The organism is Enterococcus silesiacus (assembly GCF_001886225.1).
GTDB lineage: Bacteria > Bacillota > Bacilli > Lactobacillales > Enterococcaceae > Enterococcus_L > Enterococcus_L silesiacus.
In genome coordinates this window covers 1-26,854 of sequence record NZ_JXLC01000037.1, presented here as the reverse complement: position 1 = coordinate 26,854, position 26,854 = coordinate 1, and the positions used below count along the sequence as shown (strand labels likewise).

Genomic DNA, 26,854 nt, shown 5'->3' with positions numbered 1-26,854 from the left:
AAGAAAAGCTCTTAAGCTTTTCGATTAAGCTCCATACAACACTTCATCAAAAATAAGTTGTAGGGAGCTAAGAGTTGAAATATATAATACGTACATTTGAAACACCTTCCTCAGGTGTTACTCTACCATTTTGAAAAAAATTAGTCAAATCCAGCTATAATTGACAATTCTCATCAATTGCTCTACTCAGCTGATTTTTCCTTTACTTAGGCAATACCTAATGCCGCAAAGAGAATAGAAATGACGATTACACCAACAAGTAACGTCGTGGTTTTGACTTTTTTCCCTAACAACCAATAAATGATCAAGAAGAACAAAGCAGGGAAAAAACCTAACATGATTTGATCGACATATTCTTGTAACGGTGCTGCTATTTTTCCACTTCCAACTTTAGCAGTCAGTTCAAAAACCACATTAGAAGCTGTCATTCCGCCGATAACCATCAGTCCTAAAATAGAAGCTGCATTGGTTACTTTTTCGATGATGCCACTATCACCCACATCACTGAAGAATTTTGCACCAAGTTTAAAGCCTTTATCCAAACAAATATATCTTAAAATAAAGTGAGGAACATTGATGATCAATAAGAATGCGATGGGCCCAAAAATATTGCCTTCTTTTGCTAACGAAATAGCAACTCCAGAAGCAATAACTTTTAATGTCCCCCAGAAAAAAGAATCTCCGATCCCAGACATCGGCCCCATTAAACTTGATTTCACTGCGTTGATACTCGCTGGATTGAATTTGGCATTTTTTTTATTTTCTTCTTCCATTGCGCCAGAAATTCCGAAAAGCAACGTAGAGATATGAGGGGTAACAGACATAAATTCTAAATGACGTTCTAACGCTTCTTTTCGTTCCTCAGGTGTTTTATATAGCCTACGAATGATCGGTGCCATCGCAAAGGCATAAGCCAAGTTTTGCATCCGTTCATAGTTCCAGGAAGAATCCAATGTCAATGAACGGAAGAAAACAGACCAAAAATCTCGTTTAGTAATCACTGAATCAGGTGAAATCGTCTTTGTTTTTTCTTTAGAATTCGTTGTCATCTACGTATGCCTCCTTCGGTTGGTTATTGCTGAAATTCATATAAATCAACACTACGACGATACCAAACAATGCAATCCCAACAATTGAGATCTTCAAGTAGGCAGCTAATAGAAAACCTAATAAAAGAAACGCAATCATTTTTTTCGTCAACATCATTCGAGCGAGCATGGCAAACCCAATAGCCGGAATAATCCCCGCAGCAATATCTAGTCCATGTGTTACAAATTCAGGTACGTAAGAAAGAACTTTTTCAATAAAAGGAACCCCTAGATAAAAGCCTAACGCTACAATTAATGCTAGTAAGATCTTATTGCCAATACCAGCGATTATTTGGATTCTTTCAACACCTTTGATATTTCCTTTGCTCGCTTCTTTATCTGCTAAATGACTTGCACCCGTTAGTAGGAAGGTCATTTGAAGATTATCGATCAACAGAACCAACGTTGCAATCGGCACCGCTAAAACAACAGCACTAGACACAGATTGTCCACTCATGATCACATAGGCGGTTGCAATAATCGTGCCTGAAACAAAATCAGGTGGATTACTGGCGCCGACAGGAAAAGCGCCCATAAAGACCAATTCTAAGGTTGCACCAAGTTTAATCCCCGCCTCTATATCACCTAAAGCTAAACCCACTAACGGTGCTACCACAATAGGTCGATTCCACATCGTTGACCCAAACCAACTATGCAGATAAGCAAATAAAGCAATGATAAACATCAAAAATACTCTCATAAACGTGACTTCCATGTTTTTTCCCCCTCAGTATTTTCGCCCTTTTACGATAACAATTTTTCGATAGCCACAGCAGGATCATCTGGTACTAATTGAACCGTTAGTTTCTTTCCCTCTGCAATCAATTCCTTGATTCTTTCAATATCTTGTTCGGATAGATGCACAGCTTTTGATACTTGTTTACGGTCAGCGCCATTTTTCATTCCACCTAGATTGATTTCTTGAATTGTCGGTACTTTTTCCACCAATTGGTACATATCTTCAACTGACTCACATAAAATAAATAATTTATATTTATCTGTCACACCAGAATTCAAGGCTTTGGCTGAGTCCTCGATCGTCTTCATCACTAATTTGACGCCTGATGGTTTCGCCATTTTCATCGCACTCATTTTTAAATCGTCGTTAACTAAGTCATCACTTGCGATCAAGATACAATCTGCATCTAAAAACTTTGTCCAAGTAAAGCCAACTTGCCCATGAATCAATCGATGGTCTACACGTAACATTTTAATCATTTAACTCACTCCTCAATTCTTTTATCACATGCATAAAATCTGCCACATGTTCTGCACTGACATCGCCAGTATCTTTTCTAGTATCCTTAAAATAGCTGCCCACAATGGCCGCATCACAAATTTCTAGTTGCTCTTTTGCATTTTCAGTTGTTACCCCAGCTGCGACAATTAAAGGAAAATCAGGTAATTCTTTACGGAATAGTTTGATTTTGGCCATAGAGGTTTCTTCTCCTGTGGCATTTTCTGTCACGGCAATCGCATCACAACGTTCTGTGGCAAGTTGTAAATCCTCTTCTACTGTCTTTTCAGATAACATAGGTTGATACTTGAAACGAACACCACCAATCAATTTGGCTTTGCAGGTACTTCGGTATAAGTCAAAGAATGCCTTAAGTGAAACTTCGTCTCGAGGTTTCACATGACCAACAACTGAATCGATTTGCATAAAGTCTAAGTCATATTTATTTGCAAGATAAAATCCAAGTGAATCAACATTTAAAACGTTGACACCAATCGGAATTGTTAAGCCTAATGATTTGATATATTGAATAGCCACTTCTAATTGCTCATAATTTCCATAATAATTTTCCATAAGAATGCCATCAACATCATTTTCTACATAGATGTCGATTTCTCTTTTTGCCCGCTCTAGAACCTCTTCATCTGTAACCCCTTTCAAATGAATAACACCAATAATTGGTTTTCTTTCACTGAATAGCGCTAAAAATTCATCTTTTTTGCTCATCTTACATCCTCCTTAAAACTCTTCATTTTCTAGTTTTTCGATTGTGACACGGCGAATTCCTTGTTGGGCATTCAGAATGATTTGTTCTAGGTCTTCATCCGTTAATTTATTTGGTCCAGCTAAAAGAATTTCTAGTGCCAAATTCAAATTCACCCCTGCCAACAATGTGACCTGTTCAAAAGAAGTCGTCTCCAACAATGCATTGACTACACTTGCACCAAATAAATCGCCTAAAATGATGTATTCATCCTCATTATTTGAAGAAAGCTCTTTCATTAATTGTTTGGCAAAATCTGCTGCACTGGCACCAGGATATAAGCTAAACGTTTCTATTTCTTTTGCACTATCTCCAGCAATCATTTCTAAAGAATGTTTCAATCCTTTAGAAAAATCGCCGTGAGTCGCAATATAAATTTTTCTCATATGTTTCACCTCAGCTATTTATTTGTTATAAGAGCGGATTGCTACTTTATACACTTCGCTTCTAATATATTGTTCATTGAAATAGAGAATTTGGTTTTCATTGTCTATAACCGTTTGATGGATCTTAACTAATGGTTCTTCTTCTTCAATGGTTAAACCAGCAGCTATTTTTTCATCTGCCAAAGCAATTTCAATAATATTGTCAAAATAGGCCGCAATCAAACCACCATGATTTCGCAGAACGTCCAATAATGATTCATCGGTCAAATTCAACTCGAGCATAAAATCAAAAGCATGTCTAAAATAATCGATTTCAAAAATTGCAGGTATCCCGTCCAATGAGCGAATGCGTTCTATGGCAATGATCGTCTCACCTTTTTCGATTCCTAAAGCCTGTGCAACATGCCCACTCGCTGGTTTTTCTTCGATAGAAATTACTTTTGTTCCAGGTTTCTTCTGCATTTGTAGACCCGATTCCGTAAAACTACCGCCCGCTGTCATACTTTCAACATACGCAGGCATTGAAACAAACGTTCCTTTACCATGCCTTTTTACCAAAACATTTTCATCAACCAATTGTTTGATCGCATTTCGAACAGTTACACGGCTTACACCATAAATTCCCATTAATTGTTCTTCAGAAGGAATCTTGTCTCCGACTTTGTATTCACCAGTCTTCACCTTAGATAGCAATGATTCATACAACTGTTTATATAGTGGTGCTAATGCATTGGATTCTAACTTTTCCATTTCCTCGCCCCTTCTAATACGTCTTAATACGTCTTATAATAAAACGTTTTCTAAAAATTGTCAATAGCGTTGTGACCGTTTCTTATTTATGGCGTAAATAATAGCTTATGATTATTTTCAAACGCCCACTTCTAGATATATAATAAAGAAAAATAAACAGATGCATTAAGGAGATTATTATGACTAAAATACCAAATATCGGTAAGCCTGCTACCAATGCGCTTAATTCAATTGGGGTGACAACGCTTGAACAAGTTAGCAATTTGGAAAAAACGACTCTTAGAAAGATGCATGGTGTGGGACCTAAAGCAATCAGCATCTTGGAACAATCCTTGACTGATCACAATTTATTTTTTCAAGATCATTCTAGTAGTAACGTACGTCCAAAAACTGATTTTGCCGTTATCTGCTCATTAAATTGCGACAATGCACCAAAAAGAAGACTGATTCGAGATTATCTGCTTGCGGCAGCATCAGGAAATCAGCCCTTGCTTGAATCCGTCCTTTCTGACTCGCTTCGCTGGATTATTCCAGGCAAATCCCCTTTAGAGGGAAAAGAAGCCTTTATTGCTGCAGTAGTCAAAGAACAAACAGAGCTTAGTACGCTAGAAATCCAATCGATCTTAACGCACGGGAAAGAAGGTTCGGCCCATGGGATACTTACAACAAAAACAGGGGAAAAAATCTATTTTTCGGATATAATACGATTTAAAAGTAATCAAAAAGATGCACCTATTTCTGAAATCACTTCTTTTGTCATTCAATAAAACCTAATATTTCAGCTCTTCTTAGTAGTTAATCTATTCCTAAAACAAAAATAATACGAGGCTGGGACATAACTCTATGAGTTACATCCCAGCCTCAAGGAATCCGAATAAACGGTGGGAGCAGAAGCAACTCCTTCGGAAATAAGCTGAAATTCACAAAAATTTGAAAAACAATTTTCGTGAATTCCTTCTTATTTCTCGGAGTTAAACACTTCTGTCCCAACCTCGTATCTGAACTGATTTACTATAATGCTTCTAGTATAAACTTTCTTGGATCCTCTATTTCTTTATTCCTAAACAGCCTTATATCACTCACAACTTACTTGTATCACTATCGTAGTATTCAAATAATTTGGGTTTAAACAACGTATTGATTTCTAGTTTCGCTAAATCCTTCTTTTCATCTTCACCAAAACTAAATAATACCGGAAGCATTTGCTCATTTAGGTAAGATAATTTTAGCTGTTTCAGCTCAATTTTTTCTTGTTCGATTTTTCTTTTTGAAGCTAAATTATAGCCCCAATCACCAAAAGATGGTACGTAAAGATGATATGGTACAACATAAGGAAATTCTTCTTTAAGGGTCTTATTGATACACCAAAACGCATTTCCTGTAAACAATGGACTGTTTGATTGTGTTACCATGACTCCATCTTCTGTCAAACTTTTGTTGATCAAACGATAAAAACTCGTTGTATACAATTTATTCAATGACTCATTATTAGGATCAGGTAAGTCAGCAATCACAACTTGGTATTGCGCTTTATTTTTCTCTAAAAAAGTAAAAGCATCTTCATAAACAAGTTCAACTTTTTTATTATCCAATGCTCGTTCATTCAATGTTGAAATGGCTGGATCCGTTCGACATAATTCAACCATCTCTTCGTCTAAATCAACAAGCGTGATTTTTTCTATAGCAGGATATTTTAGTAACTCACGTGCTGCTAATCCATCTCCTGCTCCCAGCAGTAATATTTTTTTAGGCTGATCCATCAATCCCATAGGAATATGAACGAGCGCTTCATGATATCGTTTTTCATCCATCGAGGAAAACTGTGTATTTCCGTCTAAAAATAAACGTAGATCATCTTTATGTTTGGTTACAATAATTTTTTGATACAAGGTTTGCTTTGAAAATACGATCTGATCTTCATATAATCCGCCTTCTAAAAAATTGGTTAAACGGTTCCCGAATAAAATAAAAGACATGATTACAATCAAAGAAGCAACGATCATCGTTTTAAGACTTTTTTTCCATTTCAAATGCTCATTGTATTTAAAAACGATCACAGCTGCTGCCAGAATATTGAGAATCCCTGAAATAAATGCCACCGTGATATAACCAAATTTAGGTAATAACAATAACGGAAAAGCTAATGAGCCTAACAAACCGCCAATATAATCAAAGGCAAAAAGATTCGCCAACTCATCCTTTAACACTTTATCATGTTGCTCTATGATCCTTACTAATAAAGGAATCTCCAAGCCCACAAAAAAACCAATGGCAAATGTCAAGCCGTACATCACGATTGAATAAACATCCGTATAGATATAACATAGAAAAAGGATAATGCTTGAAAAACTCCCTAATAATCCAACAATAACCTCTAAACTCGCAAAATAATCAAATAAATGCCGATGAATAAATTTTGATCCGTAACTCCCTACCCCCATTGCAAACAGATAAATCCCTATTGTCAATGAAAATTGAACTACACTATTTCCCATCAAATAAGAACCCAAGCTTCCTATGATTAATTCATAAATCATCGAACAGCCTGAAATAATTAGTGTTGTAAAAAGTAGTGGACGAATTTTAAAATCACTACCTGTAAGCTGATCTTTTTCTAACAACATATACCCCTCCCATTTTTATCATCTTTCCTGTCCTCACTACTTTCTTACACCTCGCTCAATCGTTTGAAGCGAGAATGAATCTGGTTGATAATAGTCTGTTAATTTTTCTACCACTTTTTTTGAGTCCGCATTCCCACAAGTAAACACATCAAGAAAAATAGACTGATGTTCTGGGTAAGTATGGATAGATAGATGTGATTCTTTCAGTAAAGCAAACAACGTATAACCGCCATTGGTAAATTCAGCTATCTCTTGTTGAATGATGTGAGCATTGCCAGCTATGCAAGCTTCAGTAACGACCGTTTCCAGTTCTTTACGATCAAATAACGGAAAACTTACGCCATAAAATTCAGCTAAAACATGAGTTCCATTAAAATTATGTTTTTTTAAATTATTTGCCAAAGCCAGTGCCTCCACCATCTTGCTTTCGTGCATTAATACTGTTTTGTCTTGCTGAGGCTACATTTCCACTATAATAAGAAGTGTCGATTGACCGTTCGATCACTCCATCTGAATATACTTTGGGTTGACTGCTCGTCTCTCTATTGTTGCCCCAGTTTCGGCTATTTACATAAAATGAACGTAGTCGACTATGATTCCCTGCATGATAAGAGCTGTAGCTATTTTGATAATCTTTATTCGGGAAAACCTGGATATAGGTCACCCCATCATCCCCTATATAAATCAAAACCGTTTCCTTTTTCGTTTGGATCATTTTTTCCCCTTGTTCAATATTTTCTTTATCCGTTGTTACATATAAAATTCGTTCTGGGTCTAGTTCTATTAAATTTTCACACGTTTGATCTACAGATAAATCACTCTTATAAATTTTTGATTTTGTCTTGCTAGGATCTTTAAACGTAACATTCGTCACTTCTTCATACATCGTAGAGCCTTTCATCTGCTTTTCAATTGTTGCTTGTGGAAAACGGATGAACCCTTCTGACAAAGCAAAGAAGAATACTGCGATCACCGCAATACAACTGATCATTATTGTCTTTTTTACTTTCTCATTTTTCCAAAACGGCGGACTGTAGATCTCTAACAAATCAAAATCAGCATCTGAGAGGATTCGACCATGTGAATATTCGACTCCATCTGACCACTGTTCTTTCGACAAAATTTCTTTCTTCTCATTAGTGAAATCAGTAAATTCCACTCTTTCATTAGGATCAAAGTCCACATCACCTGATGAACGTATAACCATTGCCTTCCCAGTTTCTTCAATGTTATATGTTTTATTCTTATATTTTGCTTGCGAGTTTGTCACGTTCAGTGAGACTTTTTTATTCGCAACTTGTTTGAACAGGCTGAGTACATATTCATTTCCTTGAGGTTCTACGACCAACCAATGCTCCTTGTTTCCAGACCTAGATAAAAGGCGATACTCAATCCAAGAATAGCTGCCCTGTCGATAATTAGCCCAACCGACAATTCTATAAATAACTTTTTCAATTGCTACTTCCTGGCCTTTTTTCAGTTTATTCAGCACGGACAACTCAACTTTTCTCTTTTCAGACTGATTGTTTTCATTTAATTCTCCATGATACTCTACTTGAGATGCTGAAATCATTTTTCCACTACTGTATTCTGATTCATCTGACCATTTTTCATAACTTAAAAGTTTTTGTTCATCTCTTTTTCCATGGAATTCTTTAAACGTCATTCGTTCTTGAAGTTCCGCATCCACATCACCTTCAACCGAAAGAACGGTTGCAGTACCAGTTTCTGCCAATACATAGTTTTCGCCTTCATATTCCGGCGCACTTAAACTAAAAAAAAACAGCTGCAGATTGAAACAAACTATAACTCTCATCTGGGTTATCTTTGTCAATATTCAGCCACTTAATAGTTTGGTCTTCTCCAATCAATTTGAATTCTCGCCAAGTATAATTACCTTGTTGAAACTCCATAATCCCGCTAATTTTGTACCTTTCTGATTCAACTGTTACTTCTTTTCCCAACAACATATTATAGTGCATTTGACTCATTATGATTCTCCTTTACTTTTATCCAACCACTTTCAGTTTATCATAAGAAGCATTCAAGCAAAATATGCAATCTATAAAAAAAGCGCATCCTTTATGATGATTTAACCAGTTGCTACCCCTTTAGTTTCAGAAAAAATACTGATTACATAAATAAAAAAGAAAACCAGAAATAAAACTGACTTGCAGTTCATTTCTGGCTCTCTCTATTCAGTCCTTCTATTTCTTCTTTCTATTCCTATTCAGCTGTAACGCTTTATTGATTTGCACAATCTCATTGCCAAAATTTCGCCAGTCACTTGCTCTAGGCGGAGCGAGCCAGATCAGACTTCGTGCTGAAAAAGTTGTTTTGGGAAGATAGTCAGAGACGATTAGATCTGTATCTGGACGAATAACTGGCTGAAAATTGATGCTAAAGGAATCAAAAATTTGAATCTGGGCTTGGATGAATTGATTATATTTTTCTCCATGTGTGAAACTCACATGAATATTAATCGTATTCATCTCGCTTTCCTGATCATATTGTTGAGAAAGAATCAGTAGTAAATTAAGAAAAAGGGATTTTTTACTAAATCTAAATTCCTCCTCTTTCAATTGATAAATAAATGTATGGCAAATTTCAAATATGATCGGATAACGTTCATGAAAAAACTCTAAGTCCATCACGCGCATTGTGATATCTAGCAAAGGTGAAATAAAGTAATGCTGATAGATTACCTTATCCACACTGTTACAAAACTCAGATCCGCTTAATTTCAGCTGTGGATACTTAAGAAATTGCTGCTCTAATTGCTTTCGATATGTTTTAACTACCTCATTTTCAAGAGTGCAAAGCTCAATTCGATGTACGGACAACTGGCTAAGAATCCCCCTCACTTCAACTTCTCTTTCACGATTCGTTCCATTTAGTGTTTGCTGACTCCATTGAGCGATCGTTTGGTATAATCCTTTTTCTTCATCAAAATCAGCTGACTGAAACTTACTAGATAAAAAGTAGTTGGGTTTTCTCCTCGCTCTTTCTAACATAACAAACAAATAATGTTTAAAAAGATAAAAAGTATTTACTTCTTCACAATAGCGTTTAGTAGCAACAAGTAATTCATTGACAGATAAGATATCCGATTGATTGTATAATTCGTCCGAATCTTTATATATTCGATAGTAGAGCATGTTAAAATACTGACGAATCTTCATCTCATTGCCCACTAGTTGAAATGTTTTAGATAATTTTATATCATATTGTACTAGCTCTTTCCGGATTCTATCAACAATTTTGTACACAACAGTCCGGCTCATCCCATGCTTTTCTCCGTATTTTTTGATCGAAGTAAATTGATTGAAAAATATCGTTTGCAATAGTGTAAATTCCAGAGAAAACTTTAAATATTTTTCCTCAACAACACTTGATGAAACTTGAGCGTCTTGAAAAAGAATGATTTCATTATTTTGCTCAAGCAATTCCATCCCCTCGATCAATTCAAATCTTTTCAAATCCTCGTTTATTTCCAGAACGCTGTGCTCTAAAAGATACTGAGAGATAGTCAATTCCTCACATAAAACATCCTTACGTTCTGAAAACGAATATTTCTGTTCTAACTTTCGGATGATTGACAGTTTCAAATTTGCTCGATCATCTAATAACAAGAAATCCATTTATACTCTCCTTGTTCCATACAGAAGTGTTCCTGATAGGAAACTCAACATATTTCCAAACTCCGTGGCACCTGGCAGATCCCCTCCACTGGAAGTGTTTACGTTCATCTTTTGCTTAACAGGTTGATTTTTTAACAATTCATCATTCAGCATGATTTTCGTTTGAGTTTCAATTGGCAAATAGCGCTGTACTACTCTTTTTTTCTGCTCAGAATGGGTAAACTGATTGACTGATACGTTAGCGATAGAAACATAGTTATCGTAGGAAAACTTTACAAAGTAACGCCCAGGTTCTCGGGTATTCACATTGTGCTTGATCGTCACTTGTTTTAAATCTAACGGTTCGCCATCCTTACCTTTCAATGAAACGACATTGTCTAAAGGAGACCATTGGTCGTTTTGCCTAATAATAATGTCCTTTAGTAAAAGCTCCGTCTGATTTTCTTTCACTTCGATCGTAGCTGTTTCGACTTTTCCATCTACTTCGTATGTCATTTTATATTTTCCAGGCGTTGTTGCTTCTTCTCCATAAAATGGATCAACATGAAAAAAAAGCGCTGACGAAAATAGTAATGCTGTACCGAATATCAACGGTTTGTTTGTCATCTCTTCTTGTACCTCCTAATACTGATAGAATCGAATAGAGGGATGAGCCAAAAGTAGATTAAACACTACTTTTGGCCCAGCCCCGATTCTCTATATCGTTCAGCTAATCTGTTCTCCGTTTTCTTGATCGAATCACGCCAATCATTGTGATGGATAGAGCTAACAATCCAATCAAACGAACATAGTGATTGTCTTTTTCACCAGCTTTAGGTAGATGCCCTTGCTTGTTTTGTTTAGAAAGATGCGTTTGCTTCTTATTTGTTTCATTTGGTTTGGGTGAATTTCTTTCAAGCACTGTGATTTTAGCTGTTTCCGTTCGTTGTTTTTGAGCTTTTACCGCTTTTTTAGTGTTACTTGGATCAGCTTTTTGAGTTGTTTGAATTGTGTACGATACTTGATTTTCACCTTTTTCTTTCGTCTCAACAGTTCCAGTTACTTCTACCTCTTCAAAAGAAATGGCTTTACCATCGCGATCAGTTGCTGATACAAAGTTGTCTACACTCTGCCAATCATCCCCTACGTAAATAGTAGAGTCCTTTACAACTAAGGTTGATTGATCCGCTTTTACTGTAACCTTAGCAGTTTCCTTTAGGGTGCCATATCCATACACCACTTCATAGACGCCTGCTTTTGTTGTATCGACCGTTCCTGTTACGGTGATCGTTTGAATTGAAATCGTTTGTCCTGTTTCATCTGTTGCTGATATAAAATTATCAGCAGCTTTCCAAGGATCTCCTACATAGATGGTAGAATCTTTGACAGCAAGCGTTGCTTTGACAGCTACAACATGGACAATTATTTGATCTTTTTGCCCTTGGTTTTCGTATGTGACTTCATAATCACCAACTTTACTTGTATCGACTGTTCCTGTTACAGTGATTTGGTCAAAAGCAACAGGTTTTCCTGTTTTGTCTGTTGCTTCAACAAAATTATCTGCTGGCGTCCAAGTTGTCCCCACAGAGATTGTTGAATCTTTCCCGAGAACACTGGTTTGGTTTGGTAAGACAGTAATTTTAGCAATTTCTGTTTGTCCGCTGAAGCGATAAGTCATTTCATAGATGCCTGGTTTTGTTGTATCAACGGTTCCAGAAGGTGTTATCTCTTCAAACGGAATGCTTGCCCCATGCTCATCTGTCGCTGACACAAAGTTATCTTTGGCTTGCCATGAATCACCTACATAAATCGTTGAATCTTTGACAAACAACGTTTCCTGATTAGCAACAACGAAAACGATGGCTTTTGCTTCTTTGTCTTGATTGCGATACGTGATTTCATACTCTCCGACTTTTTCAGTGTCTACTGTTCCAGCCACTGTGATTTGATCAAATGCCATTGGCTTGCCCTCTTGATCTGTGGCTCCTGTGAAATTATCCTCTGGTTGCCAGTGGCTTCCGACATAGATCGTTGAATCCTTGGCGCTGACACTAGTGTGATCTACTACTTCTTTAAGAGGAATTTCAAACGAATTCGTATCCTTCATCACTTTAATGGCTTTGCCCTCAAGATACTCCTCAGCAATCGTATAACCTACTGGTATAGCGGTTGCTCTTAACGTATATTCGCCGGACATGATTGCATCAAATTTGTATTCGCCATTTTCATCTGTAGTAAACTCCGTTTGATTGTGGGTCACATTGTCGACTAGTTCAAATAAAACATTAGGAATATTGATCGCTTGGTCTTTCTCATTATACGCACGAAATTGCGCTTGAGCCAAATAAACGATTCCTTCTGCATCTCCATCAGAGAATCTCAAAACAAGTGGTGTTGTTGTCACTGTTCTGCGGGTTTCCGTCATTTGTTCTAAATTATCTGCGCTAATACTTGTTTCAGTAGAAATTTGCCCAGCATTTTTGGAAACTGTATTGTACGTAATCGTGATATTTTCAGTTAGCGTGTACTCGTCAAAAATGATTTGAGCACCTGTCGCTGTTTGCTTAATTGTATAAACATCTTGCGGAACTCCTTCGATCACGATCGAATTTAAATCAATGCCAGCATTTGTATTTCCTTTTGTTTTAATATCGAAGGTTGGATTTTTGACACTGCGTGTTCCGCTATTGATATTTTTAGTTTTGATTTCATTTTTTGTGACGTTTTTCAATGACTCATGAGCCGTTTGATTGGCTGATAAGATCTCTACTCCTTCGTTGTTTACGGCGACGATCGCTGACATTACTTGATCACCATATAATGGTTCGACAGCACTTCCCGTTACATTGATTGTCTTAGTATCGATCCAGCCATTGGCATATTTGTATTCAACAATATAGCGTTTTGAGGTTTTACCAAAATCAAATTTATAACTATTCGTAGCTTCATCGAAGGTGATTGTCGGATACGCTTCACTAGTTGGTGCTAATGGTTTATCAAAATATTGTCCTCGATCCCAATACTGCGGATAAATCGATTCAACTTGGTCATTCGAGACATCATAAATATCAAAAACTACGTCTACACCATTAGGAATTTTAGTTGTGATGCTCAAGTTATCAAACGAATCATTTCTTGCGTTTACTAAAAATTGATTTTTACTTCCTTGCAGTGTTCGCTCTGAATACATCTTTCTACCGGTTCTAACGGTTGTATGAACCGCTTCATAGTCATCGGCACTTAGTGTTACATCAAGCGTATCAATAGGAATACTTTTACTTTTTGCTAAACTGTCTGGAATATAGTTGAAACCTAGATCCAGATTGAATGAACGGGTGACAGGCGTTGTAAATTTGATCAATGTCCCGCCTTCGACCGAGGTTATTGTATAATCTCTATTTAGTTTGTAATCAGAGTACTCCCCTGTTGGCATTCTTAGTTTTAAGTAATTCGGGTGTTCAATTTTGATTGCAGCATTCTTTACTGGTGTTTTATCGCTTCCTTCAATCGCTATTGTTGTATCGCCAGAGTAGGCACCATTTGCATCGGCGTTTCCCCAAGCCGTCTCTACATTATTAGGATTGATGATTGAAATTGGCTGAAGGTATTGGTCAGAGACCAGCATTATTTCCTTGCCACCATTTACAACAGGTGTGCTAAGTGTAATATCAATATCCTTTTGGTCAAAAGGAATGATCAGCTTTTCCGCTTTTAGTCTTAACACACTGTCTTTCGTTGCTGTTAAAATCAGTTTGTTCTCTTCTTGTTTCACCTCAAAAAAATCAGTAAACGGAACTGTTTGATACTCTGTATCAGTAGCAGAAAATTGATACTCAGTGATTTTTTGTCCATTTTTGCTTTCCAAAACGATTTGTTCTCCTACTTTGGTTTGTGTAGGGATATTGTAAATATAGACATAATAATTTCCTTTTGCTTGGAAATTAGCACTTTGTAACGAACCTAAATTAACTTCTTTTAAAGATTTTTGATCTTTACTGGTTTTTGCGGTAAATTCAAGCCCGCCATATTGCGCAGTTGACCGATTTAAACTGACTGAACCTAATTTAGTCGTCGGATAATTATTGTAAAAACTATAGGAATAATTGGAAACACTCTCCAACGCTAAAGCACGATCAACGGATAAAGCATATGCTTTTTGTTGATCCATATTTGTAATCGTAACTGCACCTCGGTATGCATTGTCTTCATCGATTGTATAGTCTTGGTCTTTTGCTAAGGCTTGTTTGGAAGCAGCAATCACATTTCCGTTGATATCTACATCATATGAAAAAACACCGATCGGCTCCTTAGAGGTATTATCAAACGTTGCTCCAGGTGAATTTGACATTACTATTTCTAATGTCTGACTGCCAGATAATGATCTGTCTAAGTTATAATAAATATTTCCTTGAATACCATACTTATTAGTCGTTTCCTCATACTTAATAGGTGCTACCTCTTCGTACAGATCAAAGTTATATTGATTGGTTGTTTGCCCAGGTGTTTTGATCGTTACTAAAGGTTCGGCATCTGTATACACATAACTTTTTAAATCCAAATTAAACTGCGTTTCAGTAATACGCTGATTGAAGGTGATCGTCAATGTCTTACTTTGTGCGTCAACTGACCAATTAGCTCCAACATTGGCTACTTCCCCACTGATATCTGAATAGCCCAAATGATCAGGTAGCGTCATTGTATAAACTGAACCTGGTACATAATCCTGATCCTTGATCACAAAGTTCAGTTTAGCGGTAACGGGTGTTGTGTTCAACAGTCGATTTACATTACTTTGACTGTATTCGACACCCTCCATGTTAGTAATTGTCATACTTGTTAAAAGCTCATCTTCAATCGTTAAGTTAGCCTTGGCAGCTTTTGTTTTGGGAGTCGTTGCCGCTTCTTTGGTCGACTGTTCCGTTTCCTCTACTTGACTATCGTCTTGCACAGTAATCGATGCTTCACTTTCTACTGTTTCATCCGTTTCACTTGTCTTTGAATTTTCTAGCGACATTTTTTCTTCATCACTCGATAAGTCTGTTTGCAGATTTTCTTGTGTTTGAGTGTCAATTGCTTGTCCATTCTGAGCATTTTCTTCTGTATCAGTCGTTGCAAATACGCTTACAGTTGAACTAAAGCTCTGCGTGAGTAAAACTGCAAGCATAAATATATGTAATTTTCTTTTCTTCATGAATAAGCTCCTTTTTTAATAGTTTCGTATAATTATATAATATCCTTTTTCCTTCTTTATTATGATTATTTTTTTATATTTTAATGAAAAATAAAAACATACAAGCTGTTATGATTAGCTAATCCTCCCTTGTTTTTCAATAAATAGAGGATTATCACACTTTTCGTTTATGATTGATAATTAGCCTATTTATCATTTTTTTTCCATTAATATCCAAAAAATATTTATTTACAAGCAATTAAATCGATAGACAATGGTACTAATTAATAAATTAACTATCTATTCTGTCTAAAGTAAAAAAACACTTTATTTTTACGAACATACGTTTTATAGTAGAATAAAAGAAAAAAGGAGTTCACAATGAAAACATCATTAACGACCCAGATGGAAGAAGTTCTTTATTATTATTGTCGGGAAAATGGAGATATTGTGGTTGAGGAAGTGACAATGCCAGATGAGCAAGGTATTGTTGATACATTAAGTTGTCGCTTGACTGCTGAGAAGCAATTTGAATGGCGCTGTTATGAATTAAAGGCAAGTAAAGCTGACTTTCGTTCAAAAGCAAAACTTTCCTTTATCGGAAACTATAATTATTTTGTATTACCAGGAGCTCTTTTTGAAAAAATAAAGGAAGAGATTCCCAGTCATATAGGCGTCATGGTTTATCATCAGTACCTTTCTACAGAGGATCAAATGTTACCTGGGTATTTTACAATAGAGAAAAAACCGCAAAAACAAGAGCTTTTAGTCAATGAACAAGAACTGCTTTTTCGTTTGATCACCGCTCAAGCCCGTGAAGTTGGGAAAGCCAAGCAAACAGCGCGAGGCCTGCGAGTCTTTTCAACTGACCAAATTTACAAAGAATTAAAGAAAAGACAACCCGATTATGACTTGTTTGGCGGTGGGGTGAATTTTTATGATCGCTTCGCTGAAGATATTTGTGATCAAGCGATCGAAGCCTTAAAAAATGAACTAGATGCCACTCGTGAGGCTTATCTTGAATTGGAACGACGTCTTTTGGAGGAAAAATAATGTATTATCCCTATTTTCGTGGTAAACAGTTTGATTTGTTCGCTTTGACAGCGTTAGTAGAACAAAATCGGCTGTCTTCCCAGATTGTGCCAATCATTGAACCTGTTAAAAATTCCAAGACATTAAAAAAGTTCATTGACCTGTTTCAACAAGAAAAACATCCCTTTTATCTTATTCAAAACCCTCAAGCTGGGGATTTTTTAACAGAGGATGGCCTCTTTTATCTAAAATCATTGTCTCTATGCAAAGCGATGATCGTTGAACAGCCGATTGAAACCTTGAGTGAAAAACCGCAATTGTTTGTGATCGGCAACTCAACACCTGCCCTAGAGAGCGATTGGCAGACAAATCAAACAACAGTTTTGATTCCAAAAGAATTCCGTCTGCTGCAAAAAGTCAAAGGCGAAAAGATTCTTTCACAAGATGTTTTTACCCGACTGCCTAAATCAAGCTTTTATCAGGAATGTTCTGATGAACTTTTTTCGGATGCTCATTTGACCTTTCGAAAAAATGGTTTTGTGGGATTTAGCGATTTCTCTATCGATAGTCGGATTTACTATGAGCATAGCTATCCTTCAAAACGCTTAAGCTTACACCTGGTCTATTTTGAGAATGAGCGCTTGCGCATTCACCATTTTCTTTCAAGTGAAGACGCTCTGACTCAAAAAGATAAATTTTTTGAACTTATGGATGACGTGCAGGAGTGGGCAAACAAATTATGTGGTAACACGCTAACATTAGGACTTGAGTTGCTATTTGATGCAGCGTCTAAAGATAAATTTCCCGGAATGGGTGTCATGAGAAAAGCTGCTGTCATGCATCATATGGAATTGATGTCTCGTTATCTGGATAGCTAGGGATTGTTTGTCTAAAAAAAGGATGTGAGACAAAAGTCAAAACAACTTTTGTTTCACACCCTAAGTACGAATAAACAATTTCTGGCTATCCATCTCAAAAAATATTTTTAGTCCTCTGTCACTTGTTTTTCATAATCAAAATTAACCTTGACCTGAAATGTATTATTAATATTTTGCGCCATTTTCTGTAAGTTTTGAAGCAGTAGTATGATCCAGCTAAATGCCAGCATAAATGATAATAGTTCAAATGCTGTCAGTGAAAGATAGTCGGTCCATTGAAATAACACCACAACTACAACTAATGTCGCCGCAATCATATAAGAAATCGACAGAAACTCTTTCGTTACATTTGGTAAAAACCACTTGATCCCCACAATCAAAATAACGATCAAATAAACTAAATAACCAGCAACCTGATTATGAACGCCTTGAAATGGACCCGTTTCAGTATACGGAAATAGACCAACCGCCCCAAGATTCAAAGCTGTCAACGTCAAAAGAACCCGTAAAATCGTTAATCGTTTACTATGCGGAATCGCTTTTTGCAACTCGACGAATAAGCCATCGATCAAGGCAATCATCAACAAGGAAGAAAACATCAACGTTACATTAAATTGCCAACTGTCTTTGGCTTCAATCGTTCCTAAAAAGCTAAAGTTAAATTGCCACCATTGATAATCTTTGTTTGTAATCATGGCTAGTAGAACACCGCCAATAATCACAAAAATCAACACATTTGTAAGTTTAGCTGGTGTAATTGACAACGCTGAGTAAATCATAAAATAATTGACTAGCCCTACAAAGACGAAAAATAACAGTGTCGCTGTATAACGATCAAACGTCGCACCGATAAAAACCAACCCAATCATCTTGAAAAAAACGAGTAATGCAAAGACCAAAATCACAATAAATGAAAGTAAAATTGCAGGGAAATTACGCCAATAAATATCCTTTGATTGCGTTGTCACTTGATTTCTTTTCCCTTTGATGAAAAAGAGCAAAAAACTAAACACGCCACTTAACACCCCAAACGAAAGGACAAAATTCGCAATCGAATACGCGCCAACTAAAGCAATTTGACTTTTATCAGTGTAAAATAAATACCCCAAAAACAACAGGCTAATTACAGTGGTTGGGATCAAAAACCATCTTAGTGACAGTGTCTGATTGCCAGTTGTTTTCTTTTTTGGTTCGATCACTATTTTTTGATCTTTAATACTTAATATCACTTCATCTTCATGTTCTAAGTCAAATTCTTCTACTATCTTTTCAGGTATTGTTATACTAAATTGTTTTTCTTCCATGTCCATCCCCCTAGACCTCACTTAACATCTCTTAAATATTATAGATTTATTGTGCTTAAAAGCTTTTTTATTCAATCAAAAGTGGTCTATCATTTTTTCACTGTTACGTTTAGTTAGGTTTGAGTTCAAGTCGTTTTTTCATACAAATACATAATTCATCTCCAACAAACTCGCCATAATTTTGAATGATCTGGTATCCATGTCTTTCATAGAAGCCAATAGCACTCAGCATGTCTTTACCCGTTTCTAACACAGCTTGCTGGTAACCTTGCTCTAGTATATCACTTTCTAGTGCTTGCATGATTTTTCCAGCAGCTCCATTGCCGCGACTCGTTGGTTTGACAAACATTCGTTTGATTTCTGGCGTGTGCTCATCAAGAAGTTTCCAGCAACCACAGCCAACTGCCTCTTGTTCATCGTAAGCCACAACTGCACAAGACATCTCAGTAAGATTGTGATGATTTTGATAGCTTTGAGCTACCTCTGTTCCCCACTCTTCATTAAAAAAATCATTTAATTCTTTTATTAACTCTACTAAATCTGGATTATTTATGTTCACTTTTTCTATTCTGATCATTAGTCGTCTCCTTATCGTATCCTTTTATTTTTTATTCTAGCAAACTAACTATTTGCTTAATAGAATACCATAAAAAGCTCTATTTTAATGTAAACAGCTGTAGATGTTGAAAAGATTCTTGAGAGATACAAAATTTATTCAGTTTCTTTTTCATTTACAAAAATAGAGTTGTAAGATTACAAGTGCCGTATTATACTTGTATGATTAAACATCAGCCAACATATAATAAACTTTCGAGGTATCTAACTATGAATTCTGAACTACTTATTATTGAATTGTTATCTGTCAAAGAAACGATTATCCAACAATACCAAAAAACATATAAACATGTTTTATGGGTTGTAAGCGGCCTTTTTCTACTATCTTCACTTTTCTTTTTTGGCATTTCAACTCTTGTCTACCAACAAAGGAGAACAATCGCTCACAGCTCATTTTCGTTATATAAATTGGAAACCCTTTATCACTCAGCTTTAGGGATTGGTTGTCTTTTAGCCTTGATTTATTTGGTGCTAGTCTTTGTCTATTTAGGAAAACTCTTTTCGCTCACAACTAATTTCACCGTTTGGCTGGAAAAACAAGCGCATAAAATGCTCTTAGAAGTTCCAAGAGGTCAAGATGCTGAGTATTATTATTTAGCCTCACCGCAAGGAAAAGAAATCCTAGTAAAAAAACATCCTGCCGACTGCTCACAACCTCTCTCGATGATCAAAGTATAATGATCGGCCAAAGCCCGTTACTTTTTGGTATCTACGCATCTCAAATTTTTATCTTGAACAAAGAGATCGACTTTCCGTCTCTACCTGTTAAAAACGGATTGAGTTTAACAAAAAAAAGCCTACTTGCTTTGGGACTTACCGCTCTTTTAAGTTTTGCGGGTAGTTATTATTATCTGACTAACACCGCGACCTTTAATGGGGCGGATGATCTTATCCTAGAAGATAAGCACATGACACAACAGTCTTTTGATACGAAACCATCAAAAGAGACAGAGGTAACCGAGCAAACACACGATACTCCCGTTCATCAAACAGAAAAAGTCAATGACCTGTATCTAAAGCCCGAATCAAATGAATTATTCATGACAACGGATTCTGGTACGACTTGGCATCACGTTCCACTCGAGTTAGATTGGCTCCGAGGTGGCGACTACACATTGACCACGGGGACTGTTCCTGTGGGGTATTGGATGGATAAATCGTTCGATATTTCACCTGATTTTTCATGGTTTATTTTTTCACCCGACAATGTGGCGGCCTATATGCTGACATCTAATGATAACGGGAATAGCTGGCAGAAAAATCGTATTGATGATCATTTGGATAATTTCCGCTATCGAAAAGCGACATTCTTCGCAAACGGTAGCGGCATAGCTATTTTTTCTACCGATGGCGGTATGTCTGCCGAAAATATTTCTATTTACAGCACAGCAGATCAAGGAAAAAATTGGACGAAACTCGATGGAACCACGATTTCTCAACCAATTCAAAATGCCAGCTACCTTTCACAAGCTACTGGCTTTATTGCCACTCGAACAAAGCTATACTACACAACTAACTATGGTCGATCTTTCAATGAAGCTCTAATCAATATCCCTAAAGGGTATGTAGCAGATGCTTTAGATATCTTCCAGCCACCAAATGAAATTACAGAGGTCAGCGCCAATATATTAGAAGCTAAATTTAATTTACTTAAAACGGAGGATATCGATATCAATGTCATGTTCTCTTGCCTATTCCAATCGGTTGACGGCGGTGAAACTTGGACGTTCAAAAAACAGATTGCTCGAATTAAAAATGAAGATTAACTTATTCTTTCGTGATCAAACAATCACTCACTCCTGAATCCTTTTAACTAGAAAAATAGCTTGCAACAAAATGAAACTTCATTTTGTTGCAAGCTATTTTTTTACCAATTAAAAACCTTTCATTTGAACATTAAATCACAAATGTGAGAACAATAAAAACTTGCTTCATAGAATGACTATCCTTCAAAACAAGGCTAAACGCTTTCATTCTGATTTATACTTTATAAACCACCTAAACTTGCTAAGTAAAAGTCTAATGTATAAAATCGATAATCACTTTTAGAAAATTTTGATTTCTTATCTTGTAATTGGTCAATCAGTGCTAGACGACCTTGCTCTGTCACTTCTTCCCAGTCATCATCGTCCATTGTGCAGTACAGTCTAAATGGTAGCTCTACATCCATATGGACTTCCAAAAATCCCTCTGGTTCTCCTAATCCATGGTATTCCGTATCTGTGATGATTTCACCGACATAATTCAGATATTTCTTACTCATGACACACGACCTCCTAATAATTTTTTAGTTCAAAAAAATATTTTTTATCTATATTGAAATTGTACTAAATATTTCGATAAGAAACAACTTATTTTCGATGATTTCAATTTCTTTAGTAAAAATCAATACTTGGCTTTCCCTCTCTAGACAATAAAACTAAAACAGATTAAATAGTATTAGTCAGCAATGCCTTCCTATCAAATAGTTTTGGGCACAAATGCTGTTGATTGAATTGTTTTTTTATTTTAAACAAAAAAAGATCCTGGGGCATAACTTTTCAAGTTATGCCCCAGGATCTTTTTATCCGAATAAACGGTGGAAGCAGAAGCAATCCCTTCGGAAATAAGCTGAAATTCACAAAAATTTGAAGAGCAATTTTCGTGAATTCCTTCTTATTTCTCGAGATTAGACGCTTCTGTCCCAACCTCTCAACATTCGAATAAACGTTTACTGCGCTACAAGCAGATCGAAAAGCGTTTGAAGTTAAGTACATCTGTGTCCTAACTTCTTTGTTTGATTATTCTGTTCGGCTTAATTAGCATTCAAGATCCACATAAATCCTACGAAAACAAAGAATAACGCGTACATGATCGGTGAGACTTCTTTGCCACGTTTTGCAGCAATCATGGTGATTGGATAGAAAATAAAGCCAAGCGCAATTCCATCAGAAATACTGTAAGTCAACGGCATACCTAACAGGATCAAGAAAGAAGGAATGGCGATTTCCATTTCTTTCCATTTGATTTGGCTAAGCGATTGAGCCATTAACACACCGACAACGATCAATGCTGGTGCCGTTACTTGCGACGTTACCACTGAAAGCAACGGTGAGAAAAACAGCCCAACAATGAAAAACAGGCCTGTTGTGACAGCTGTCAACCCAGAACGTCCGCCAACTGCAATCCCTGCAGAAGATTCTACATATGCACCAACAGGAGAAGTTCCTAACAGTGAACCTGCTAACATCGCGGTTGAATCTGCAGCAAGTGCTTTTCCAACGCGAGGCATTTTATTGTCCTTCATAAAGCCTGCTTGATTCGCTAAACCAACTAGCGTTCCAGCCGTATCAAAGAATGTCACTAATAAAAACGTTAAGACTACGACCCACAGCTGTAGAGAATTAATATCTCCAACATGCTTTAAGGCCACTAAAAAAGTTGGCTTTAGACTTGGAGCACTTGAAATGATTTTAGCAGGTGCTTCAATTAATCCTGTTACCAGCCCTAAAATAGTTGTTGCTGTCATCCCAATAAAAATTCCTCCTGGAACACGACGGACCATCATGATGGCCGTAATCACTAGACCAAAAATAGTCAGCCAAGTCGATCCAACATTCAACGGACCTAAAGCAACGAGTGTCGATTCATTAGAAACAATGATCCCCCCTTCACTTAGACCTAGAAAAGCGATGAACAAACCAATCCCGCCAGAGATAGCAAATTTTAAATCTGCTGGGATCGCATCAATGATCAATTCTCGTAACTTAAAAATTGTGATCAAAATAAAAATCAACGATGCGACGAAAACTCCTGCTAAAGCCGTCTCCCATGGAACGCCCATCCCGACACAAACAGAATAAGCAAAAAAGGCATTGATCCCTAGCGCTGGTGCCGTTGCGATCGGATACTTAGCAAAAATCCCCATCAAGATACAGCCTAATGCGCTAGCCAAAGCTGTCGCAGTAAAAACGGCGCCTTCATCCATTCCTGAAGCCCCTAAAACAGTTGGATTAACAAATAGAATATACGCCATTGAAATAAAGGTCGTAAACCCAGCTAGAAATTCACGCTTCATAGTCGTATTTAATTTGTCGATCTCAAAATAGGAAATAATTTTTTCTTTCACCTGATATCCTCCTAAAATTTAAAAGCGTAGCAGGCTCGTTTAGCCTCAACAGAAAAATAGGAAAATAGGTTTGTGACTCTTTTTGTCACAGGTAGATTTTATCTTTTTTCCGAGAGACTAGCCTGTGTAGCTAGCTAAAATCTGAACAATAAACTGTTCGTAAAATTGCGATTTACCACTCAAACAACGTGTTCAATCATATAATAAACCAAAGGATAAGTAAATAAAAAGGTTGAGCCACGCGATTCAACTAAGACTCCCAAACTAGTTAATCACTTCTAGAGCAAACAAAAATGACAAAATTTCTTTCAATAAAAAGTTCTGCTAACCACCATAATAGTGTCAAAAGATCCTCCAAGAATCAATAAAATTTTACGAAATTCACTATTTTTAGGGTCGCATACAAAGGAAAGAAAAGAACAAACATGTATTTACAAGAAACTTCCTTGTAAATACAGCTAAATAGAATTAAGATAATGGTGAAGAGATTCTAATTTTTTGAAAAAAACAGCTAAAAATTTGTAAATAATCTAGAACTATTTTTAGTTTAAAAGCGCAGCCTAGCGAGGAGTGAACACATGATTGAAGAGTATATCGAGAAAGATATTATGAGAAGAGTAAAACTAGTAGAATTTCTATTTGAAATGCGTGAGCTTTCTATCAAAGATACCGCTAAGCGATTAAATGTGACATCAAACACAATCAAACGAGATTTCGATAAAGTTATCCTTTATTTTGACGATTGGATTCTTTATTCAACTAGCACTAGTCAAACGATATCTGCGGTATTTTCAAGCGATTTAACACGGTATACTTTGGTTATTAAAATCTATGAAGAATCGAAATTTTTAAACGTTTGTTTACGATACTTAGCTGGGGATACTGATTATTTATCTATCGTTGAAAATGAATTTGTCTCTGTTGCAAAAGCATTTCAAATAAAAAAAAGTGTGGAAGATTTTTTTAAGCATGCAAAAATCATGGATGAAAATAACCACTTTATTCATGATGAATTACGCTACCGCAGCGTTGTGTTATCGATTTTGATGAGGGTCAATTTCAAAGAATTGTGGTCAGAAACTGAGCTTTGGCAAATGGCAGAGCAATTTGTTGACGAACTGTTAGAGCGTTTTTCCAATAATATAAAAATCAATAAGCGGGAGTACATCTTCTTAGTAGTGAATGTTTATCTGTCCTTGAGCCGCTCTTCTGATCATTTATTAGCGTATCCAGAAAATGAATTGCACGTGATTCGTCACAGCGTCATTTTTAAAGAGCTAAAAAAGACGATCGTTCATTTCTTTCCAAATGATAGACAGAAATATTTTCCCGATGATGAAATTGCTTATCTTACTGCCGCTTATCGGCTAATTTCTTTGAATACACCTAATTATCTAAGTGTCAAAATGGATCATGATTATGAACGTCACACGATTATTGAGAATTCGTCAGAGATTCGAGCACTCATACGTGATTTTGAAAAATACTTTTCTGTTAATCTAGTCAACAATATCTTGTTTGAAAAGCCTTTTATCAACCTTGTACTTTCTACATGGCAAAATATTCAATCTTTTTTAGTTGAACAACATTATTACTTAAACGACGAACAATTATCCTTAATCCTGTCGATTCGAAAAATACTTGAAGAATGGCAAAAACAATTTATTGATTCGGACCTAAATTTTACGGATACGATCATTGATAAGTTCACCTCACAAGTTTCCACCGTGCTTTTACAGAAAAATCAGCAAAAACAAATCTTTTTTGTCGTTGCAGAAGATGAATTTTCTCATATTTTATATCGAGAGCATTTGGAGAAATGGATCAATCATTCTGATAAATTTATTGATGATCGAATGTATTATGCTATAGATGAATTACCTGTTTATGCTAAATCCTGGTCTCATGTTATTTTATGCGATCGAGCATTACTTGCTGATCACGAGATTTCACCAGACAGCACTATTTTTCCCGTTTCCAGAAGTACTCTTTCTTTGGATCTTAGAAATATTTTATTGTACGCTTATGACAATTCTTGATTAGAATCACTAAAAAGGCTATTTATTTCAGTTCTTATCGCTGAAATAAATAGCCTTTTTTATACCTATCTTGCCAAAACAATTCTATTTACAGTGTCTGTAATACAGGTTTGCAGTGAAATTCGCTCTCCCCCCGCTTCTATTACTCTTGCCCACGTGTCATCGGATGGATCATTTGCATTGATACCATCATCCGCTACATCCAATACTTCATAAACTACGTATGTTTTAGCATTTCCATTTCCATCAACTACAGTGATTGGCGTTCCAACAGTTATATTCATCACACCTACAAAATCACCAGGATTGTGTCCGATAAAGTGAGTTGGTAATTGGTCATCTACAGCACCTGTTCCTGTCCAAGTTCCAGCCCCTGCGCTAGGTGCTTCTGGTGCACCATTACATTGAATGAATGGAATCGTTTGTCCTAGAAAACTGATTGTAGCAGGAGCAATTGATTCTTGAGTATTGATATTTGGGCTGTTAGATTCTTGTGATTCAGTAGTTGTTTCAAGCGCTGTAACCGCTTCTTGTGGTTCAGTTACAACTTGCCCTTCTTCACTTTCAGCCGCTTCAATTGGTTGGTTCGGATTGTTTTCTTCTAAAACTTCAGTAACGGGCTCAGTAGATTGTTGTTCAATAACTGTTTGTTTGGGCTGATTCTCCAACACTGTATATTTTCTGACTTCTTTATCTACATTTCCGCTGCTGTCTGTTAATGTATACGTAAAGGTATAGGTTCCAGGTTCAGCAAGAACACTAGGTCCTTCCACTTTAATGTTATTTGTTATATTTCCATCATAGTTATCATAGCCCTTTATACCATTTAATGGATCAAATGCTTTTGCTTGGTCTGTCGTTAGTTCAAAGGTATTAGGAAATAAAATCATTGGTTGTTGGTAATCTATTTTTTGTGTAGAAGAATCCATCGAAGCATTCGTTGACTGACTGCCGCTAATCGTACTTGCCAATAGTCCAATTCCAACAACTGATCCCATTACGCTTAATAATTTAACTGATTTCATCTTCATAAACGAAAACCTCCTACTGATAAATTTTTGTTGAATCAAAATTCAACTCTTTACACTTAGAAGGATAATACGAATTGTGATGAAAATTTTATATTAAATTTCAGAAAACCTCTTTCTTTTTATAAAAAATGTAAAATTATAAACATTGAATTTTGTAAAAAAAAGAGCCCTAAACAAATGAGCCGACCCCCAAAAGTTAGACCCAAAAA

24 protein-coding genes are annotated in these 26,854 nt (G+C 36.3%); 6 read left to right on the top strand and 18 right to left on the bottom strand.

Annotated elements, in window-relative coordinates; all coding sequences use genetic code 11:
• Nucleotides 1-206: 206 nt before the first annotated feature.
• From RV15_RS17455 to RV15_RS17430, 6 genes are read right to left on the bottom strand one after another with little or no spacing between them, the layout of a single operon-like run.
• Nucleotides 207-1,049, bottom strand: coding sequence for a PTS system mannose/fructose/sorbose family transporter subunit IID (locus RV15_RS17455; protein ID WP_071879279.1), 843 nt, complete (start codon nucleotides 1,047-1,049; stop codon nucleotides 207-209).
• A complete protein-coding gene (locus tag RV15_RS17450) occupies nucleotides 1,033-1,803 on the bottom strand; it encodes a PTS mannose/fructose/sorbose/N-acetylgalactosamine transporter subunit IIC (RefSeq protein ID WP_071879278.1) in 771 nt (256 codons plus the stop codon). Before RV15_RS17450 ends, RV15_RS17455 begins: the two co-directional genes overlap by 17 nt.
• Before the next feature lie 29 nt (nucleotides 1,804-1,832).
• Nucleotides 1,833-2,306, bottom strand: a complete 474-nt coding sequence (locus tag RV15_RS17445; RefSeq protein WP_071879277.1) for a PTS sugar transporter subunit IIB — start codon at nucleotides 2,304-2,306, stop codon at nucleotides 1,833-1,835.
• The gene (locus RV15_RS17440; RefSeq protein ID WP_071879276.1) at nucleotides 2,299-3,051 is read right to left on the bottom strand and encodes a BtpA/SgcQ family protein; all 753 of its coding nucleotides are present in this window, start codon (nucleotides 3,049-3,051) and stop codon (nucleotides 2,299-2,301) included. The genes RV15_RS17445 and RV15_RS17440 overlap by 8 nt, the downstream gene beginning before the upstream one ends.
• Before the next feature lie 12 nt (nucleotides 3,052-3,063).
• Entirely contained in the window at nucleotides 3,064-3,474 is a 411-nt protein-coding gene (locus RV15_RS17435) for a PTS sugar transporter subunit IIA (protein WP_071879275.1), read from the bottom strand.
• An 18-nt stretch (nucleotides 3,475-3,492) separates the two neighbouring features.
• Nucleotides 3,493-4,224: a GntR family transcriptional regulator gene (locus RV15_RS17430; protein ID WP_071879274.1), complete on the bottom strand. Its 732-nt coding sequence runs from the start codon at nucleotides 4,222-4,224 to the stop codon at nucleotides 3,493-3,495.
• Nucleotides 4,225-4,403: 179 nt separating this feature from the next.
• Between RV15_RS17430 and RV15_RS17425 the strand changes: the two genes are divergently transcribed.
• The gene (locus RV15_RS17425; protein WP_071879273.1) at nucleotides 4,404-4,991 is read left to right on the top strand and encodes a DNA-binding protein; all 588 of its coding nucleotides are present in this window, start codon (nucleotides 4,404-4,406) and stop codon (nucleotides 4,989-4,991) included.
• A 312-nt stretch (nucleotides 4,992-5,303) separates the two neighbouring features.
• On the opposite strand, the gene RV15_RS17420 is transcribed toward RV15_RS17425, so the two are convergent.
• The 7 genes from RV15_RS17420 to RV15_RS17390 form a co-directional block, all read right to left on the bottom strand.
• On the bottom strand, nucleotides 5,304-6,845 hold the full coding sequence (locus RV15_RS17420) for a polyamine aminopropyltransferase (protein ID WP_245791432.1): 1,542 nt from the start codon (nucleotides 6,843-6,845) through the stop codon (nucleotides 5,304-5,306).
• Nucleotides 6,846-6,884: 39 nt separating this feature from the next.
• Entirely contained in the window at nucleotides 6,885-7,250 is a 366-nt protein-coding gene (gene speD, locus RV15_RS17415) for an adenosylmethionine decarboxylase (protein WP_167364116.1), read from the bottom strand.
• Nucleotides 7,240-8,664 (bottom strand): DUF4178 domain-containing protein, encoded by a 1,425-nt coding sequence (locus RV15_RS17410; RefSeq protein ID WP_071879270.1) that lies wholly within the window; start codon nucleotides 8,662-8,664, stop codon nucleotides 7,240-7,242. The genes speD and RV15_RS17410 overlap by 11 nt, the downstream gene beginning before the upstream one ends.
• On the bottom strand, nucleotides 8,621-8,839 hold the full coding sequence (locus RV15_RS19095; RefSeq protein ID WP_071879269.1) for a DUF4178 domain-containing protein: 219 nt from the start codon (nucleotides 8,837-8,839) through the stop codon (nucleotides 8,621-8,623). Before RV15_RS19095 ends, RV15_RS17410 begins: the two co-directional genes overlap by 44 nt.
• Nucleotides 8,840-9,055: 216 nt before the next feature.
• Complete coding sequence (locus tag RV15_RS17400; protein WP_071879268.1) at nucleotides 9,056-10,489, bottom strand: helix-turn-helix domain-containing protein; 1,434 nt, start codon at nucleotides 10,487-10,489, stop codon at nucleotides 9,056-9,058.
• On the bottom strand, nucleotides 10,490-11,095 hold the full coding sequence (locus RV15_RS17395) for a bacterial Ig-like domain-containing protein (protein ID WP_071879267.1): 606 nt from the start codon (nucleotides 11,093-11,095) through the stop codon (nucleotides 10,490-10,492).
• Between the two features lie 103 nt (nucleotides 11,096-11,198).
• Nucleotides 11,199-15,659: a bacterial Ig-like domain-containing protein gene (locus RV15_RS17390; protein WP_071879266.1), complete on the bottom strand. Its 4,461-nt coding sequence runs from the start codon at nucleotides 15,657-15,659 to the stop codon at nucleotides 11,199-11,201.
• A 360-nt stretch (nucleotides 15,660-16,019) separates the two neighbouring features.
• Between RV15_RS17390 and RV15_RS17385 the strand changes: the two genes are divergently transcribed.
• Entirely contained in the window at nucleotides 16,020-16,691 is a 672-nt protein-coding gene (locus tag RV15_RS17385) for a hypothetical protein (RefSeq protein ID WP_071879265.1), read from the top strand.
• Nucleotides 16,691-17,548 (top strand): sce7725 family protein, encoded by an 858-nt coding sequence (locus RV15_RS17380; protein WP_071879264.1) that lies wholly within the window; start codon nucleotides 16,691-16,693, stop codon nucleotides 17,546-17,548. Before RV15_RS17385 ends, RV15_RS17380 begins: the two co-directional genes overlap by 1 nt.
• A 107-nt stretch (nucleotides 17,549-17,655) precedes the next feature.
• Here RV15_RS17380 and RV15_RS17375 read toward each other — a convergent pair whose 3' ends face one another.
• On the bottom strand, nucleotides 17,656-18,852 hold the full coding sequence (locus RV15_RS17375) for a DUF998 domain-containing protein (RefSeq protein WP_071879263.1): 1,197 nt from the start codon (nucleotides 18,850-18,852) through the stop codon (nucleotides 17,656-17,658).
• A gap of 109 nt (nucleotides 18,853-18,961) precedes the next feature.
• Complete coding sequence (locus RV15_RS17370; RefSeq protein ID WP_083429234.1) at nucleotides 18,962-19,429, bottom strand: GNAT family N-acetyltransferase; 468 nt, start codon at nucleotides 19,427-19,429, stop codon at nucleotides 18,962-18,964.
• A 248-nt stretch (nucleotides 19,430-19,677) separates the two neighbouring features.
• On the opposite strand from RV15_RS17370, the gene RV15_RS18550 reads away from it, so the two are divergent.
• On the top strand, nucleotides 19,678-20,145 hold the full coding sequence (locus tag RV15_RS18550) for a hypothetical protein (RefSeq protein ID WP_083429233.1): 468 nt from the start codon (nucleotides 19,678-19,680) through the stop codon (nucleotides 20,143-20,145).
• The gene (locus RV15_RS17365; RefSeq protein WP_083429232.1) at nucleotides 20,145-21,233 is read left to right on the top strand and encodes a sialidase family protein; all 1,089 of its coding nucleotides are present in this window, start codon (nucleotides 20,145-20,147) and stop codon (nucleotides 21,231-21,233) included. The genes RV15_RS18550 and RV15_RS17365 overlap by 1 nt, the downstream gene beginning before the upstream one ends.
• Before the next feature lie 221 nt (nucleotides 21,234-21,454).
• Here the strand turns inward: RV15_RS17365 and RV15_RS17360 are convergent, their stop codons facing one another.
• Together RV15_RS17360 and RV15_RS17350 are read right to left on the bottom strand one after the other, a co-directional pair.
• Entirely contained in the window at nucleotides 21,455-21,730 is a 276-nt protein-coding gene (locus tag RV15_RS17360; RefSeq protein ID WP_071879262.1) for a hypothetical protein, read from the bottom strand.
• Nucleotides 21,731-22,261: 531 nt separating this feature from the next.
• Nucleotides 22,262-23,575, bottom strand: coding sequence for an NCS2 family permease (locus RV15_RS17350; protein ID WP_071879260.1), 1,314 nt, complete (start codon nucleotides 23,573-23,575; stop codon nucleotides 22,262-22,264).
• A gap of 578 nt (nucleotides 23,576-24,153) precedes the next feature.
• On the opposite strand from RV15_RS17350, the gene RV15_RS17345 reads away from it, so the two are divergent.
• The gene (locus RV15_RS17345) at nucleotides 24,154-25,614 is read left to right on the top strand and encodes a helix-turn-helix domain-containing protein (protein ID WP_071879259.1); all 1,461 of its coding nucleotides are present in this window, start codon (nucleotides 24,154-24,156) and stop codon (nucleotides 25,612-25,614) included.
• A gap of 65 nt (nucleotides 25,615-25,679) precedes the next feature.
• Here RV15_RS17345 and RV15_RS17340 read toward each other — a convergent pair whose 3' ends face one another.
• A complete protein-coding gene (locus RV15_RS17340) occupies nucleotides 25,680-26,645 on the bottom strand; it encodes an immunoglobulin-like domain-containing protein (RefSeq protein WP_071879258.1) in 966 nt (321 codons plus the stop codon).
• Between the last annotated feature and the right edge of the window lie 209 nt (nucleotides 26,646-26,854).

Coding starts and splice junctions, on each gene's coding strand:
- RV15_RS17455 (WP_071879279.1), bottom strand. CDS start 1,049: ATGACAACGAATTCTAAAGAAAAAACAAAGACGATTTCACCTGATTCA.
- RV15_RS17450 (WP_071879278.1), bottom strand. CDS start 1,803: ATGGAAGTCACGTTTATGAGAGTATTTTTGATGTTTATCATTGCTTTA.
- RV15_RS17445 (WP_071879277.1), bottom strand. CDS start 2,306: ATGATTAAAATGTTACGTGTAGACCATCGATTGATTCATGGGCAAGTT.
- RV15_RS17440 (WP_071879276.1), bottom strand. CDS start 3,051: ATGAGCAAAAAAGATGAATTTTTAGCGCTATTCAGTGAAAGAAAACCA.
- RV15_RS17435 (WP_071879275.1), bottom strand. CDS start 3,474: ATGAGAAAAATTTATATTGCGACTCACGGCGATTTTTCTAAAGGATTG.
- RV15_RS17430 (WP_071879274.1), bottom strand. CDS start 4,224: ATGGAAAAGTTAGAATCCAATGCATTAGCACCACTATATAAACAGTTG.
- RV15_RS17425 (WP_071879273.1), top strand. CDS start 4,404: ATGACTAAAATACCAAATATCGGTAAGCCTGCTACCAATGCGCTTAAT.
- RV15_RS17410 (WP_071879270.1), bottom strand. CDS start 8,664: ATGAGAGTTATAGTTTGTTTCAATCTGCAGCTGTTTTTTTTTAGTTTA.
- RV15_RS19095 (WP_071879269.1), bottom strand. CDS start 8,839: ATGAGTCAAATGCACTATAATATGTTGTTGGGAAAAGAAGTAACAGTT.
- RV15_RS17400 (WP_071879268.1), bottom strand. CDS start 10,489: ATGGATTTCTTGTTATTAGATGATCGAGCAAATTTGAAACTGTCAATC.
- RV15_RS17395 (WP_071879267.1), bottom strand. CDS start 11,095: ATGACAAACAAACCGTTGATATTCGGTACAGCATTACTATTTTCGTCA.
- RV15_RS17390 (WP_071879266.1), bottom strand. CDS start 15,659: ATGAAGAAAAGAAAATTACATATATTTATGCTTGCAGTTTTACTCACG.
- RV15_RS17385 (WP_071879265.1), top strand. CDS start 16,020: ATGAAAACATCATTAACGACCCAGATGGAAGAAGTTCTTTATTATTAT.
- RV15_RS17380 (WP_071879264.1), top strand. CDS start 16,691: ATGTATTATCCCTATTTTCGTGGTAAACAGTTTGATTTGTTCGCTTTG.
- RV15_RS17375 (WP_071879263.1), bottom strand. CDS start 18,852: ATGGAAGAAAAACAATTTAGTATAACAATACCTGAAAAGATAGTAGAA.
- RV15_RS17370 (WP_083429234.1), bottom strand. CDS start 19,429: ATGATCAGAATAGAAAAAGTGAACATAAATAATCCAGATTTAGTAGAG.
- RV15_RS18550 (WP_083429233.1), top strand. CDS start 19,678: ATGAATTCTGAACTACTTATTATTGAATTGTTATCTGTCAAAGAAACG.
- RV15_RS17365 (WP_083429232.1), top strand. CDS start 20,145: ATGATCGGCCAAAGCCCGTTACTTTTTGGTATCTACGCATCTCAAATT.
- RV15_RS17360 (WP_071879262.1), bottom strand. CDS start 21,730: ATGAGTAAGAAATATCTGAATTATGTCGGTGAAATCATCACAGATACG.
- RV15_RS17345 (WP_071879259.1), top strand. CDS start 24,154: ATGATTGAAGAGTATATCGAGAAAGATATTATGAGAAGAGTAAAACTA.
- RV15_RS17340 (WP_071879258.1), bottom strand. CDS start 26,645: ATGAAGATGAAATCAGTTAAATTATTAAGCGTAATGGGATCAGTTGTT.